At 70.7% G+C, this 13552-nt stretch carries 12 protein-coding genes; 1 reads left to right on the top strand and 11 read right to left on the bottom strand.

Annotated elements, in window-relative coordinates:
• Positions 1–113: 113 nt before the first annotated feature.
• From murA to rpmE, 4 genes are all read right to left on the bottom strand, one after another.
• Positions 114–1364 carry a UDP-N-acetylglucosamine 1-carboxyvinyltransferase gene (murA, locus tag WC969_02115; protein MFA6028629.1) on the bottom strand — a complete coding sequence of 417 codons (1251 nt, stop codon included), beginning with the start codon at positions 1362–1364 and terminating at the stop codon, positions 114–116.
• Between the two features lie 303 nt (positions 1365–1667).
• Positions 1668–2558, bottom strand: a complete 891-nt coding sequence (gene prmC, locus WC969_02120; GenBank protein MFA6028630.1) for a peptide chain release factor N(5)-glutamine methyltransferase — start codon at positions 2556–2558, stop codon at positions 1668–1670.
• Positions 2559–3614, bottom strand: coding sequence for a peptide chain release factor 1 (gene prfA, locus WC969_02125; protein ID MFA6028631.1), 1056 nt, complete (start codon positions 3612–3614; stop codon positions 2559–2561).
• A 265-nt stretch (positions 3615–3879) separates the two neighbouring features.
• On the bottom strand, positions 3880–4266 hold the full coding sequence (rpmE, locus tag WC969_02130) for a 50S ribosomal protein L31 (protein MFA6028632.1): 387 nt from the start codon (positions 4264–4266) through the stop codon (positions 3880–3882).
• 108 nt (positions 4267–4374) lie between these two features.
• Between rpmE and WC969_02135 the strand changes: the two genes are divergently transcribed.
• Positions 4375–5280: an RluA family pseudouridine synthase gene (locus tag WC969_02135; GenBank protein ID MFA6028633.1), complete on the top strand. Its 906-nt coding sequence runs from the start codon at positions 4375–4377 to the stop codon at positions 5278–5280.
• Here the strand turns inward: WC969_02135 and WC969_02140 are convergent, their stop codons facing one another.
• Genes WC969_02140 through WC969_02170 form a run of 7 tightly spaced genes read right to left on the bottom strand, consistent with a single transcriptional unit; the run spans position 5281 to position 13490 of the window.
• Positions 5281–6111 carry an RsmE family RNA methyltransferase gene (locus WC969_02140; GenBank protein MFA6028634.1) on the bottom strand — a complete coding sequence of 277 codons (831 nt, stop codon included), beginning with the start codon at positions 6109–6111 and terminating at the stop codon, positions 5281–5283.
• 6 nt (positions 6112–6117) lie between these two features.
• Positions 6118–7518, bottom strand: a complete 1401-nt coding sequence (rsmH, locus tag WC969_02145; GenBank protein ID MFA6028635.1) for a 16S rRNA (cytosine(1402)-N(4))-methyltransferase RsmH — start codon at positions 7516–7518, stop codon at positions 6118–6120.
• Positions 7519–7538: 20 nt separating this feature from the next.
• Entirely contained in the window at positions 7539–8381 is an 843-nt protein-coding gene (locus WC969_02150; protein MFA6028636.1) for a metal ABC transporter permease, read from the bottom strand.
• Complete coding sequence (locus WC969_02155; GenBank protein MFA6028637.1) at positions 8378–9280, bottom strand: metal ABC transporter substrate-binding protein; 903 nt, start codon at positions 9278–9280, stop codon at positions 8378–8380. The genes WC969_02150 and WC969_02155 overlap by 4 nt, the downstream gene beginning before the upstream one ends.
• A 1-nt stretch (position 9281) precedes the next feature.
• Positions 9282–10355 carry a hypothetical protein gene (locus WC969_02160; GenBank protein ID MFA6028638.1) on the bottom strand — a complete coding sequence of 358 codons (1074 nt, stop codon included), beginning with the start codon at positions 10353–10355 and terminating at the stop codon, positions 9282–9284.
• A gap of 28 nt (positions 10356–10383) precedes the next feature.
• On the bottom strand, positions 10384–11619 hold the full coding sequence (locus WC969_02165) for a S1 RNA-binding domain-containing protein (GenBank protein MFA6028639.1): 1236 nt from the start codon (positions 11617–11619) through the stop codon (positions 10384–10386).
• A 44-nt stretch (positions 11620–11663) separates the two neighbouring features.
• Complete coding sequence (locus WC969_02170) at positions 11664–13490, bottom strand: hypothetical protein (protein ID MFA6028640.1); 1827 nt, start codon at positions 13488–13490, stop codon at positions 11664–11666.
• Positions 13491–13552 lie beyond the last annotated feature (62 nt).

Genomic DNA, 13552 nt, shown 5'->3' on the forward strand with positions numbered 1-13552 from the left:
GCGTCAGCATCGCGCGCTCCTCGCGCCTCGGCTCGCTCCAAAAATCGCGCGCCCAGAAAGTGCGATATTCCTCGGACCCACTCCTCGGAGGACGTCGGGGCGGACGGCGGTCGTCATGCGTTCACGCGCCGGATGCGGGCTCCGAGGCGGCGCAGGCGCAGCTCGACGCGCTCGTAGCCGCGGTCGATGTGATAGACGCGCTGGACCTCGCTGGTCCCCTGGGCCGCAAGGGCCGCGACGATGAGGGCCGCGCCGGCCCGGATGTCGGAAGCCATCACGGGCGCTCCGAAGAGGGCGGGGACGCCCTCGACGACGGCGTCGGTCCCCGCGACCTCGATGCGCGCGCCCATTCGCGCGAGCTCGGCGGCGTGCAGGAAGCGGCGTTCGAAGATCTCCTCGCGGATGCGGCTCTTCCCCCGCGAGAGGCACATGAGCGACATCCAGGGCGCCTGCAGGTCGGTCGGAAAGCCGGGGTGCGGCTCCGTGCGCACGGAGACGGCGCGCGGCCGCCCCACGGAGAGGACGCGCAGGCCCTGGCGGGACGCCCGGACCTCGACGCCGGCTTTGCGCACGGCGGCGACGAGCGCGCGCAGGTCGTCGGCGCGGGCGCCGAGCAGGGTCGCGTCCCCGCCGGCGGCGGCGCAGGCGAGGAGGAAGGTCCCGGCCTCGATGCGGTCGGGGATGACGCGATGGCGGGCGCCGCGCAGGCGCAGGGTCCCCTCGACGACGACGCGGGAGCTCCCCGCGCCGCGGACCTTCGCTCCGAGCGCCGCGAGGAAGCGCCCGAGGTCGGCGATCTCCGGCTCGCGCGCGGCGTTGTCGACGACCGTGCGCCCGGGGACGGCGGCGGCGGCCATCATGAGGTTCTCGGTGGCTCCGACGCTCGGGAAGCGCAGGCGCACGCGGGTCGGACGCAGGTCGCCCTCGAGGACGGCGTCGCCGCCCTCGGTGCGCGTGCGCGCCCCCATCGCCTCGAAGCCCTTGAGGTGGATGTCGATGGGACGCAGGCCGATGGCGCAGCCGCCCGGCAGCGCGGCGCGCGCGCGGCCGAAGCGCGCGAGCAGGGGACCCACGACGAGGATGGACGCGCGCATCTGCTTGACGAGGTCGTAGGGAGCGCGGGTCTTCAGGCGCTCGCGGGACTCGACGCGGACGGTCTTCCCGCGCACGACGACCTTCTTGCCGAGGGTCTCGAGCAGACGGTAGGTCGTGCGGATGTCGCGCAGGTTCGGGACGTTCTCGAGGACGCAGGGTTCGTCGGTGAGCAGGGTGGCGATGAGGATGGGGAGAGCCGCGTTCTTCGAGCCGTTGACCGCGACGCTGCCCTTCAACGGCCGTCCGCCTTCGATGATGAACTTATCCACCGTTCATGCTCCTCTTCGACGAATCTCGCTCGATCCTCATCCATCCTCTCCCCTCTCCCGCCCCGCGGGAGAGGGGTCGGGGGCGAGGGAAGGGGGTGAGGGAAGGGCGGCGCCTGAGGCGCCGCCCTTCGCGGGCGGGCGCGTGCGTATGATTGTATCAATATAAGCTACTGATGGCCGCGAGCCGCGCCGCACCCGTGAAGGGCGTTGCCCTGCCCCAACGCCCGGTCAAGCGAGCGCCTAAAAACTCCCCCTCTCCCTGAGGCCAGGGAGAGGGGGCTGGGGGTGAGGGTTCACTCTACGTCAGCAGCAACGTCGGGCCAAGACCACCCTATCAAGCCCCTGCAGGTCCTTGCGGATGCGCGGCTCCTCGAACGGACAGCCGGCGGCCGCCTGGCGGGCGAGGATGCCCCGCACGGCCTCCGCCTGGTCGGAGCCGATCTCGAGCGCGAGCAGACCGCCGGGTTTGAGGAGGCGGATCGCGGAGGCCGCGATGGCGCGCACGGCGTCGAGCCCGTCCTTGCCCCCGTCGAGCGCGAGGAAGGGCTCGCGCAGGACCTCGGCGGAGAGGCCGCGAAGGTCGCCGGAAGGGATGTAGGGCGGATTGGAGACGAGCGCGTCGGCCCAAGGGGTGGGCCGCGCCTCGGGGCGGAAGAGGTCCTCGCGCAGCAGGCGCACGCGGCGCTCGACGCCGTGGCGGCGGGCGTTGCGTTCGGCGAGCTCGAGCGCGGCGCGGCTGATGTCGGTGGCGTAGAGGAAGGCCTCGGGCAGGCGCACCGCGAGCGCGACGCTGATGCAGCCGCTGCCCGTGCCGACCTCGAGGATGTGCTGCGGCCCCTTCGTCCCGCCGAGCTCCTCGAGCACGGCCTCGACGAGCCCCTCGGTCTCCGGCCGAGGCACGAGGACGGAGGGCGTCACCAGGAAGTCCAAGCCCAGGAAGGGCTGCTCGCCGAGCACGTAGGCGAGCGGGAGGCGCTTGGCCCGCTCGAGGATGAGGTGCCAGAACTGGTGCTTCTGCTTCTCGTCGAGGGTCCGCGTCCCCTGCGCGAGGACGCCCGGGCGCTTGAGCTCGAGGACGTGCGCCATGATGAACTCGGCGTTGGCCTCGCACTCGTCGACGCCCTGGCGGCGCAGGTGCTCGGCGCCGCGCTGGAGCCAACCGGAGACGGTCGTGATGGCTTGAGGACGGCTCATCTAACGGCCGGCCAGGAGCCGGTCCATCTCGTCCTTGCGCAGGGCCTCGAGCATCGGCGCGATCGCCCCCTCCATGAGGACCGGGAGGTTGTGCCAGGACTGCTCGATGCGGTGGTCGGTGACGCGGTTCTGCGGGAAGTTGTAGGTGCGGATCTTCTCGGAGCGGTCGCCGCTGCCCACCTGGCGGCGGCGGTCGGCGGCCTGCGCGTTGACGGCCTGCTCCTTGGCCGCGCGCGCGAGCTTGGCGCGCAGGATGGACATCGCCCGCATGCGGTTCTGGCCCTGCGAACGCTCCTCCTGACAGGCCACGACGACGCCCGAGGGGATGTGGGTGATGCGCACGGCCGTCTCGACCTTGTTGACGTTCTGCCCGCCGGCGCCGCCGGCGCGGAAGGTGTCCACCTTGAGGTCCTTGGTGTCGACGACGACGTCCTTCTCCTCGGTCTCGGGGAGCACGGCCACGGTCACCGTCGAAGTGTGGATGCGCCCGGAGGCCTCGGTGACGGGCACGCGCTGGACGCGGTGCACGCCGCCCTCGTACTTGAGCCAGGAGTAGACCGCCTCGCCGCGGATGTGGATGACCGCCTGCTTGGCGCCCTTGAGCCCGGTCTTCGAGTATTCGACGATGGAGACCTTCCAGCCGCGGCCCTCGGCGAAGCGGGTGTAGAGGCGCACGAGCTCGGCGGCGAAGAGCGAGGACTCGTCGCCGCCCGCGCCCGCGCGCACCTCGAGGTAGACGTTCTTGTCGGCGTCGGGGTCCCTGGGGAGCAGGGACATGCGGATGGCGGAGCGGATCTCCTCGCGCCGGGCCTCGGCTTCGGACTTCTCGGCCCGTGCGAGCTCGTGCAGGTCGGCGTCGGGCCCGGCGAGCACGGCCTCGGCCTCGGCGAGGTCGCGCTCGACCTTGCGGAGCTCCCGGATCCGGGCGGCGAGCGGAGCGAGCTCGGAGTGGCGCTTCATGAGCGCCGAGAGGCGCTCCGGCCCCGGCTGGGGCTGGGCGCTCAACTCGGCCTCCAGGGCCGCGTGTTCCTTCTCGATGTCCTCGAAGTCTTTCATGTGTCTTTTTTCCTTACTGCTCCCCCCCGCGGGGAGTCCGGGCTATCAGCTTCCTCACGGCCCGGTCCCGGCACTATCAGCGCCGGGGTGCCGGCGAGGCTGGAGAGGGGGTCGAGCTTCCGTTGTGGAGTTCTACCCACCCCTTCTTCGAGAGGGAGGGCGGCCTGCGCCGCCCTCACCCCCGCCCCCTCTCCCGGCATGGCGGGCGAGGGGAGAAATGACGAGCCCGCGCCGTTGTCGGCGCGGGCTCGTCGCGGACGTGAAGCTAGGCCTTCGCCGGCTTCTTGGCGGCGGCGGCGTCCTTGGGGGCGCCGGCGGCGGGCTTCTTGCCCTTCTTCACGTCTTCCTGCGTCGGCGCGGTGGAGAGGGTCTTGCGGACGATCTTGCGCGACATGACCGCGTCGAGCTTCTTCATCTTCACTTCGGCCTTCTTGCGCTCGACGGTCTTGCCCTCGGTGTTCGCGAAACGCTTGCGGAAGCGCTCCACGCGGCCGGCGGTGTCGAGCAGGCGCTGCTTGCCCGTGTAGAAGGGGTGACAGCCCGCGCAGATCTCGAGCTTGATCACCTTCTTCGTCGAGCGGGTGGTGAAGGTATTGCCGCAGGCGCAGACGACCTGGGAGTTGTAGTAGCTGGGGTGGACACCGGTTTTCATAATAGTTCGTCCTTCTCCGTCGGAGATTGTTCCACCATTATACCTATTTCAGAGCGTTTGGGGAATCCCCTTCGAAGGGAGCCTCCCGGCGGGTATAATGGAGGCCCCATGCCCCTCAACCAGGGCTGCACCTACGTCGAACGCATCGACCGGCGCGCCGAGGGCCGCGCGCTCGTCGAGCACCTCGGCGAACGCTACGGCCACACCGGAGCCCCGGAGTGGGCCGCCCGGATCGCCGAGGGCCGGGTGCTCGTCGACGGCCGCCCGGCCGGGCCCGGGGAGATCCTCCGGCGGGGCCAGACCGTGACCTGGGTCCGCCCTCCCTGGGAGGAGCCCGACGCACCGCTCGACTACGCCGTCCTCCACGAGGACCCCCATCTTCTGGCCGTCGCGAAGCCCTCCGGCCTGCCGACCCTCCCCGGCGCGGGCTTCCTCGAGAACACCCTGCTCGCGCGGGTGCGGCTCACGCATCCCGCCGCGGCGCCGGTCCATCGTCTCGGCCGAGGCACCTCGGGCGTCGTCCTCTTCGCGAAGACCCCGGCCGCCGCGCACACGCTCGAGCGGCTCTGGCGCGAGCATCACGTCGTGAAGGTCTATCGCGCGCTCGCCGAAGGCCTGCCCGAACGGGACCTCTTCAAGGTCGAGGTCCCCATCGGCCCGATCCCGCACCCCCTGCTCGGGACCGTCCACGCCGCCAGCCCGAAGGGGAAGGGCGCTCGCAGCCATGTCCGCGTCCTGGAACGACGGGAAGAGACGACCTTGGTCGAGGTCCGCATCGAGACCGGCCGGCCCCATCAGATCCGCATCCACCTGGCCGCCTGCGGACACCCGCTCGCCGGCGACCCGCTCTACGCCCCCGGCGGCGGCTTCCGCACGGACGGAGCGGCCGTGCCCGGCGACGCGGGCTATCTCCTGCACGCGCTGCGCCTCGAGCTCCCCCACCCCGCGACCGGAGCGCCTTTCATCGTCGAGGCCCCCGCGCCGGCCGTCCTGCGCACGAAGTCCGAAAGCTGATCAGGTCCTTCGAAAATCTCCCCAGGAGAGCTGCACGGCGGAGAGGCCCACCAGCACGGCGGTCTCCGCGCGCAGGACGCGGCCGCCCAGGAGCCAGGAGAGCGTCTTCCCTTCGAGCTTCTTCCTCTCGGCGTCGGAAAAGCCGCCCTCCGGTCCCACCAGGAGCAGGATCCGGCGCGGCGCCGCGGCCGGCGCGGGCGACGTTCCCCCGACGTTGTCGAGGCACAGGCGCAGTTCCGCCTCGGCGGACATGGGAGAGGCGAGGAACGCGTCGAGCGTCATCGGCGCCTTGAGCTCCGGCAGCGAGCTCCGGCGGCACTGCTTCGCCGCGCGGAGGATCTGCCCCGGCCAGGCGTGCGCCTTCTCGTGCTCAAGCCCCTGCGCCGGGACCGAGTGCTCGGTGAGCAGAGGCACGATCCGGCTCACCCCCAGCTCCGTGGCCTTCTGCGCGACGAAGATCATCCTCTGGCGCGCGAGCACGGCGCAGGCCAGCGTGATCTCGACGCTCGGCTCGGGCGAGACGATGAGGCGCTCGTAGGCGACCGCCGTGCCGCCGTCCGCCCGCAGCTCCTTGAGACTCGCGCGGAAGAAGATCCCCGAGGCGTCGCGCACGGTGAAGGCCTCCTTCTCGTTGACCTCGCGCCGGGCCAGCCGCCGGGCCAGAGCCGCGTCGAAGGCGAACGGCGTCCCGAGCTGGAGCGTCGGGAACTCGAGGGGCGGGTCCCCCGCCGCGTCGAAGCGGCCCATCGGGGGCCGCGGCGCACGCGGCGCGGCGTCGAAGCCGCGCGGGGACTTCCTGCGGGAGTGGAAGAACGGGTCCATTTTAGGCATAGGGCCTCATTGTCGGACGGCTCGCCAGAGCCGCGCCGAGCGCGAACGGGGATTGCGGCGGACTTCTTCGGGCGAGGGTTTGCGCGGGGCTTCCAGCGGCGCGCGCCAGAGCCCCGCGGCCGCTCCCTCGCGCAGGGAGGCCTCGACGAGCGCCTCCTCGCCGGAGTGGAAGGTCAGGAACGCGGCGCGGCCGCCGGGGCGCAGCAGGGACGGCAGGTCGCGCAGCAGGCGCGCGAGCGAGTCGCGCTCGGAGTTGACGGCGATCCGCAGGGCCTGGAAGGCCCGAGCGGCGGGGTGGACGGAGAAGGCGTCCTTCTTGCGGAAGGGACCCGGGCCCAGACCCTTCGCGACCCCGACGGCGGAGACGAGCTCCCAGGTCGTCTTCGGCGTGCGCCCTTCGGCGGCCAGCGCGGCCAGCGCGGACGCGATCGCCCGGGCGTCCGGTTCGTCGGCATAGCGGACGAGCGCGTCGGCGATCTCGGATTCCGAAGCGCACGCGAGCCACTGGGAGGCGGTCTTGCCGCGCGAGCGGTCCATGCGCATGTCCAGCGGGCCGTCCGTCTTGAAGGACATCCCGCGCTCCGGCCGGTCGAGCTGCATCGAGGAGACCCCGAGGTCCGCGAGCAGGGCGTCCACGACCGGGGTCCCGAGGCCTTCCAGGACCCTCTTCGCGTCGGCGTAATCGCTCTGCCGTGCGACGAGAGCGACCCCGTCGCGGCGCAGGCGCTCCTCGGTGCGCGCGAGCTCCTCGCCGTCGCGGTCGAGGGCGATCACGGAGCCCTCGGGCCCCGCGCGACGCGCGAGCTCGCGTGCGTGCCCTCCCCAGCCGAGCGTGCAGTCGAGGACCGTCGCTCCGGACAGGGGTTCGAGCGCCCCGGCCGTCTCCTCGAGCATGATGGGCAGGTGCGCGCCCGCCGGCGTCGAGCCCCGCGCGGCCGCCTTGGCCATCTCCTCAGGGTCGGCGCCGAGCTCCTTGTACTTCTCCTGGAAGCTCCGCGGGTGCGTGCCCTTGTAGCGGCCGCGCCGGCGATGCGCCGCGACGACCTTCGCGATGGGGATATCGGCGGGGACCAGGTCGTACTCGAGGAGCTTCCGCGCCTCGACCCAGGCGAACTGGTCGTGGTCGGTGAGCGTGAGCTCCCCGGTGAACCTGGAGACGAGATGGGCGATGAGCTCGATCTCGCCGAAATCGTAGACGTGGCGGGTCCGGGCGAGCTCGGCGCCGACCTCGGCGGCGATGCCGAGCTCCTCGCGCAGCTCGCGCGCGAGCGCGGCGGCGGAGCTCTCCCCCTCCTCGATGCGGCCGCCGGGGAACTCCCACCGACCCGCGTGCCGGCGCCCCGGCCCGCGGCGGGCGAGCAGGACCTTGCCGGAGCGCAGGAGGACCGCGGCGCAGACGGGGATCATGGCTGTCTCCGGTCGAAGAACTACGCGACCGCTTCCCGTCCGACGAGCTTATTCCAGACCCAGTACGCGAGCGCGGTCAGCGTCAGGACCACGCCGAAGGTGACGACGATCGTCGCGCCCGTCGGGAGGTCCAGGCGGTAGGAGGACGCCATCCCCAGGGCGCTGACGAGCGTGCCCATGGCCCAGCCGATGGCGAGCCGCGGCCCGAGCCGGCGCGTGAAGAGCATCGCGGTGACCGAGGGAACGATCAGATAGCTGAAGACCAGGAGGACCCCCGCGATCGCTACTCCGGAGGTGACGACCAGGCCGAAGGTGCCGTAGAAGAACAGGTCCCAGGCCCATATCCTGCGGCCCGCCCTGGCCGCCGCCGCGCTATCCTGCGATATCTCGAGGAGAGGTCTGCGAAACGCCCAATGCAGGATGCCGATCGCCAGATAAAGAGCGGCGGTCTTCCCGACGGTGCCCCAGCCGACTGTCAGGATGTTGCCGACCAGCATGTCTTTCAGGTGCTCGCCGCCTTCCGGGGACTGACTCATCACGACGATGGAGGCCGCGGCGCAGACCGCGTAGGTGATCCCGATGATGGCCTCCTGCGGGATGCGGAACTTCTCGCCGCGCACGCTGGAGAAGAGGATCGCCGCCCCGAAGGACAGCCCGAGCGAACAGGCGTAGGCGGCCCCCCCATGCAGGCTGAGCCCGAAGAAGACCGCGAACGTGGCGCCCAGGGCCGCGACCTGCGCGATGGCGAGGTCCACGAAGATGACTCCGCGCTCCACCACGTGAAGGCCGAAGTAGGTCAGGATGCCGGTCAGGACCAGGCTCGCCGCGACCGGGGCGGCCAGAAGCTCCAGTACCTCCCTCATTTCAGCGCCTCGGAGAGCCGCGCCAGGTCATAGTCGAAGAGGCCGATGTAGTCCTCGATCCCCTTCGCGCCGCCGACCGAAGGCGGCAGGACGAGGACCGCGGCTCCGGACTCCTTCGCGATGTGACGGGGAGCGGAGAGGTCGAAGTAAGGTTCCATGATGATGAGGCGGATCTTCCGGCTCCGGATCTTCCGGATAAGCTCGATCGTATGCTTCGGCGAAGGAGGGATGCCCGGCTTGGGCTCCACGTAATCCACGATTTCGAGGCCGAAGCTCTTCGCGAAGTTGGGCCAGGAGCGGTGATAGGTGACGACCTCGACGCCCTTGAGGCGGGCGGCCTCGGCCGACCATCGCTTGCGCGCCGCGTCGAGCCGGGACAGAAAGGCCGCGAGGTTCCCGTCATAGGCCGCGGCATGCTCCGGATCGAGGGCCCTGAGCTTCGCGGCGATGTTCCGGGCGATGACCCCGCCGTTTTCGGGGGAGAGCCAATAGTGGGGATTGCCGAAGGGATGGACGTCGCCCTCGGCGCGGGTGACCTGCCCGCCGGGCAGATCCAGGATGTCGCAGCCGGCCGAGGCCTCCATGAAGCCCGCGCTCCCGGGAAGGATCTTCGCGTTGCGCGCGGAGTTGAGCAGGGTCGGCGCCCAGCCGAGCTCGAGTTCGAGCCCCACCTGGATGAAGAGGTCGGCGCGCTTGAGCTTCAGGATGTAGCTGGGTTTGGCCTGGACGAAGTGCGGGTCCTCGTCGCCCCCCGCGATGGCCGAGACCTCCGTCCGGTCTCCGCCCACCGCCCGGGCGAGCGCCGCCAGGTCCTGCGTGGTCGTGACGACCCGGAGTACCGCCCACGAGGAGCAGGGCAGGAGCAGCACGACGCAGGAGGAAAGGAGTGTCTTTCTCATATCAGAACGGGTGGGCTCCATGCGGACCGATGTTGAAGGTCAACTTGAAGAACATCGTCCACTCATGCTGATCGAACTCGTTGAGGACGTGCTTGCCCTGGAGGCTGAGCAGGCTGAACTCCGTCGGCGTGAAGGTCAGGAAGGCCAGCTCCCCCCGGCGACGCTGGGTGTTCGAGACGAGCTTCGTGTAGTCGTAGCGCGCACCCGCGTGCCATCGCCGGGCGAACTGCCAATCCGCGTAGGTGAAGACGCCCCAGGGACAGGCGTCCTGCTTGCGCGCGGCGTCCGCGGGGTCCACCGCCTCGCGGTTCGCCCAGTAGTACTCCGTCTGCCAGGTCAGGGACCGGTCCTTGTCCGAGGGCTCCCGCCAGCGATAGGTGAAGTCCACCCCGAAGAGGTCCGTGCCGAGGGCGTGCGACGACTGGCTGACGGAGTCGAAGGTGGCCCCGTCGGGCCCGTGCGCGTAGGAGAGCCCGGCCGCGACGTTCTGCGCGCGCGTAAGGTCGGCATAGAGGCTCGCGTGGGTCAGATAAAGGAGGTCGCGCTTGCGCCCCTCAGCGAAGGCCGGGCTCCGGTCGGCTGCGGGCCCGTTGGCGACCTGGGCGTCGAGCTGGAGGAAGAGGTCCAGCGGGTTCGGGACGAGCCAGCTGACGTGCCCCCCCGCCTCGCTGAGCCCCTCGTCGCCGAGGAACGCGGCCGCGGCCAGGGGGCGGTCGGCGAAGGGCGTCTCGCCGGGGTGCGTCCTGTTGAACTTGCCGAACTCCATCCGAAACTTCCCGGCCCGGGCCTGGAGTCCCCAGGGAAGCGTGAGCCAGGTGAGGTAGCCTTCTTCCACCTCCAAGCCCTCGGGATTCGCGCTCAGGAAAAAGTCCGCCCGGGCGTAGGGGTCCACGACGGACTGCAGGCCGATCTCCGCCTCCTTGAGATTGAACGGCCGCGGTTCCTTGCTCCCGTTGCCGGCGGCGCCCAGAAATTGCCCGATGACGGAGATGTCCGGGTTGAACGCGCTGCCCGTCGCGGCCTGGGCGGCGCTCCCGGAAGCGGCCGTGAACAGCAGCACGAACAGGAACTTCATGTCACCCCTTCCGACGCTCCATTATCGCTCAAAGTCCGGGAGCAAGAGAAGGGCCGGGACGAGCGTCCCGGCCCGGCCGCGCGCGGCGCTCAGCTCCGCGGCTGCTCTTGGCGAGCGCGGCCTTGAACTGCTCGGCCAGGGAGTTGGACAAGGTCTCGCCCTCCTGCGGGCGCCGCAGCCACTCCTCGGCGTCCGGGTCGCGCGGCAACCCCAGGGAGATGCGGCGCTCCTCGAGTTTGACCTCGACGACCTCCACCGTGAGCGCGTCGCCGACCTTCCGGCGTTCCAGCTGGAACTCGGGGTCGTCGACGGTCCTCGACTGGTGGAGGAGGCCGACGACGCCGGGCTCGAGCTGCACGAACAGGCCGTAGGGCTCCTTGCGCGTGACCTTGCCCTCGTGGACCTGGCCCGCGGCGTACTTCGCCCACGGATCGGCGGCGGCCGAGCCGGCCGCGGGCTTCTGCGTCGCCTGCTTGAGCGACAGCGAGATCTTGAGGCGGCCTTCGACCGTTTCGCGCTTGAGGAGCTTGGCGGAGACGCTCTGGCCGACGCCCAGCAGGTCGGAGGGCGATTCGACGCGCGACCAGGCGAGTTCCGAGACGTGGGCGAGCCCCTCGACGCCGGGCAGCAGCTCGATGAACGCGCCGAACTTCTCGAGGCGCGTGACGGTCCCCGTCACGACCGACCCTTCGGGGTTGCGCTCGAAGAAGTCGGCGACGGCGCGGACCTGTTCCTCCTCGAGGAGCTTGCGGCGCGAGAGCACGACGCTGCGCCCCCCCTCGGCCCACTCCGTGATGCGGAAGGCGAGCGTCTGGCCCACGAACTCCGCTCCCGTCTCGACGCGCTTGAGGTCGAGCTGGCTGATGGGGCAGAACGCGCTCTTACCGCGGACGCTCACGCGCACGCCGCCCTTGCAGACCTCGGCGACGCGGCCCTCGACGGGACGTCGGGTCTCGAACGCCTCCCGGAGGTCCTGGGCGATGTTCTTGTCCGTCGGATGGACCGACAGGCGGATCTCATGGGGCCGGACCGAGGTCACGAACAGGTCCACGCTCTCGCCGGTCTTGCGGCCGGCCAGCTCGCCGGAGGCCACGACGCCCTCTTTGCCCGGGCCGAGCGCGACGATGGCGTCCTCGCCGCCGAGCGTGAGGATCTCCGCGCGCACGCGGTCGCCCGCGTCGTAGGTCTTCTCGCCGTCCTTGAGCGAGTCGCCGAGCAGCTTGGAGAAGTCTTCTTCCGATCCGGTCTCGTCGCGCTCCATCATCGAGGGATTATATCGCAATAAGCATGCCTCCGGCGCCGGATGCCTCAATGCCCGGCGGCCTCTCCGCTGAGCGCGCGAACAGCGCCCGGCCCGGGCAGGGCGGCGCTGATCGATCGCAGCCGCTCGCAGTCGGCGTCCGCGATGAGGATCTCAATGAGACGCGCATAAGTGAGCCGCCGGCCGGGATGCTCGAACAGCGCGTCGCGCAGCCGGGTGTCTCCCAGGTCCTGGAGCGCCCAGCGCAGTTTCCCGAGCAGCCTTTCGATGAGAGCGTATCGATGACCGGCGGAGAGCTGAGCCTCGATGCGCTCGGCCGGCGCGCCGAGCAGATAGTCGGTAAGCAGGTCCCTCAGCGCCTGGGCGCGGCGCTCCGGGTCCGCGCGCGGACCTCTGAGCCTGAACGGGTTGAGATCCGGCTCACGCCCGCTGGATCCCAGCATCTCCATGAAGTAGAGCGTCTCGAAATACAGCTCCCGCAGCTTATGCCCCGCGCCCGCGGCCCCGGGCCCCAGCGTCGACAGGACGGAGCTCAGCATCTCTCCGGCGAGCGCCTCGTACGAGAAGGCTTCCGGCTCCTCGGGCACTTTCCGGCCGCTCCGCTCGTAAAGCCCGGGATTCGAGTAGGCGACGCGTCCGTTGATCGCATGCTTCCCCAGCAGGAAGCGCGTGAGCAGCGCGGCGTCCTCCTGTCCGGCCCCCTCGAAGAGGGCGAGGGCGCTGCGCAGATGCGCGGTCGCGAGATCGGCGAAGGCGCGGTCGCCGCCGGAGAGGGAATCGTGCCCCGCGTCGGGATGGCGATGTTTCAAGCCTCCGGCGAATCCGTAGGAGAACGCGTGAAGCACGCCCAGCCCGAGCTGCACCATCGCCCGTTCCCGCGCGGGGTCGTCCTCGTTCTGCAGCGAGGCGAGCTCCTCGAGCTTGGCCTTGACGTCCGCGAGCCGCACGAACCAAGCCTGCTTGTCCGCATCGGATCGGGCGCCGTTGACCATATAGTCGGGCCACTCCGGATGCCGCGCGATCTCGCGTACCGCGGATTCGGCCGCCTCGGGCGCCTTGGGAAGCATGTCCCCGACGATGTAATCCTGAGAGGTCTGCGGCAGCGACGCCATCGCGGCGAAGGACTCCTCCGGCAGCAGGGCGGCGATCTCGCGCGACAGGGAGCTTATCTGGGCGGCGCGCAACCCCGGGCTCCGCCGCGCCAAAGATGACCGCACGCGGGAAGGAAGCGCGACGAAGAGCCGCGAGCCCAGCCCCTCATCCGCCGCGACCGAAGCGCCCAGAGGCTGCGCGAGGACCAGGGCGTTCGCCGACCCGAGCGGGCTCGGCGCCGGATCGAACGGGACCGCGGCATCCTCGCCCGCGGTCCATCCGCTGACGGTGTCTTCGATCTCCGCGCTCAGTTTGGTCCAGCGCTGCCGATCGATCTTCTCCTGCTCGGCGGCCACGGCTTCGCGCAGCTTCTCGGGCAGCGCCGCCTGCAGCACGGGGGAGCGCAGGACCGCAAGCTTGAACGCCCGCCGCGGCTCGAGGGTCGCGTTGCCGGGGGTCTTCAGCAGTCTCTCCACGGCTTCCGTGTAGATGCGCGCCACTGCGGGATCGTGCAGGGAAGGCAGAGCGGGCAGCAGCGACTTCATATCCGGCCAGGGCGCCGCGAAGAATTCCGCGAAGCGCAGCGACGCTTCCGCCGTCGAGAGCGGCAGGAGGACCGTGGACGCCGCGAGGGGCTGCGCGGCCGCGAACGCCGCGGCCGGCGGCGCGACCGGCGCCGCGACCGGGGCCGCGACGACCTGGGCCCAGGCGGCCGAGGGGCAGAGGAGAAGGATGGCGGCGAGGAGACGAAGGGGACGAGGCGCCGAGGACTGGGTGTTCATGGGGATAGTGAAACAGAAGAACGCCCATGGCGAAACGGAGGAAATACCCAGGATCCCAGGGA

The organism is Elusimicrobiota bacterium, assembly GCA_041660925.1.
In the GTDB taxonomy this organism is placed as follows: domain Bacteria; phylum Elusimicrobiota; class Elusimicrobia; order UBA1565; family UBA1565; genus JBAZUV01.

Bases quoted from the DNA above. Each gene is read 5' to 3' on its own strand.
- WC969_02160 (MFA6028638.1), bottom strand. From the start codon at position 10,355: ATGAAGTTCCTGTTCGTGCTGCTGTTCACGGCCGCTTCCGGGAGCGCC.
- WC969_02165 (MFA6028639.1), bottom strand. From the start codon at position 11,619: ATGATGGAGCGCGACGAGACCGGATCGGAAGAAGACTTCTCCAAGCTG.
- WC969_02155 (MFA6028637.1), bottom strand. From the start codon at position 9,280: ATGAGAAAGACACTCCTTTCCTCCTGCGTCGTGCTGCTCCTGCCCTGC.
- WC969_02135 (MFA6028633.1), top strand. From the start codon at position 4,375: ATGCCCCTCAACCAGGGCTGCACCTACGTCGAACGCATCGACCGGCGC.
- WC969_02150 (MFA6028636.1), bottom strand. From the start codon at position 8,381: ATGAGGGAGGTACTGGAGCTTCTGGCCGCCCCGGTCGCGGCGAGCCTG.
- rsmH (MFA6028635.1), bottom strand. From the start codon at position 7,518: ATGATCCCCGTCTGCGCCGCGGTCCTCCTGCGCTCCGGCAAGGTCCTG.
- rpmE (MFA6028632.1), bottom strand. From the start codon at position 4,266: ATGAAAACCGGTGTCCACCCCAGCTACTACAACTCCCAGGTCGTCTGC.
- WC969_02170 (MFA6028640.1), bottom strand. From the start codon at position 13,490: ATGAACACCCAGTCCTCGGCGCCTCGTCCCCTTCGTCTCCTCGCCGCC.
- prfA (MFA6028631.1), bottom strand. From the start codon at position 3,614: ATGAAAGACTTCGAGGACATCGAGAAGGAACACGCGGCCCTGGAGGCC.
- WC969_02140 (MFA6028634.1), bottom strand. From the start codon at position 6,111: ATGCCTAAAATGGACCCGTTCTTCCACTCCCGCAGGAAGTCCCCGCGC.
- prmC (MFA6028630.1), bottom strand. From the start codon at position 2,558: ATGAGCCGTCCTCAAGCCATCACGACCGTCTCCGGTTGGCTCCAGCGC.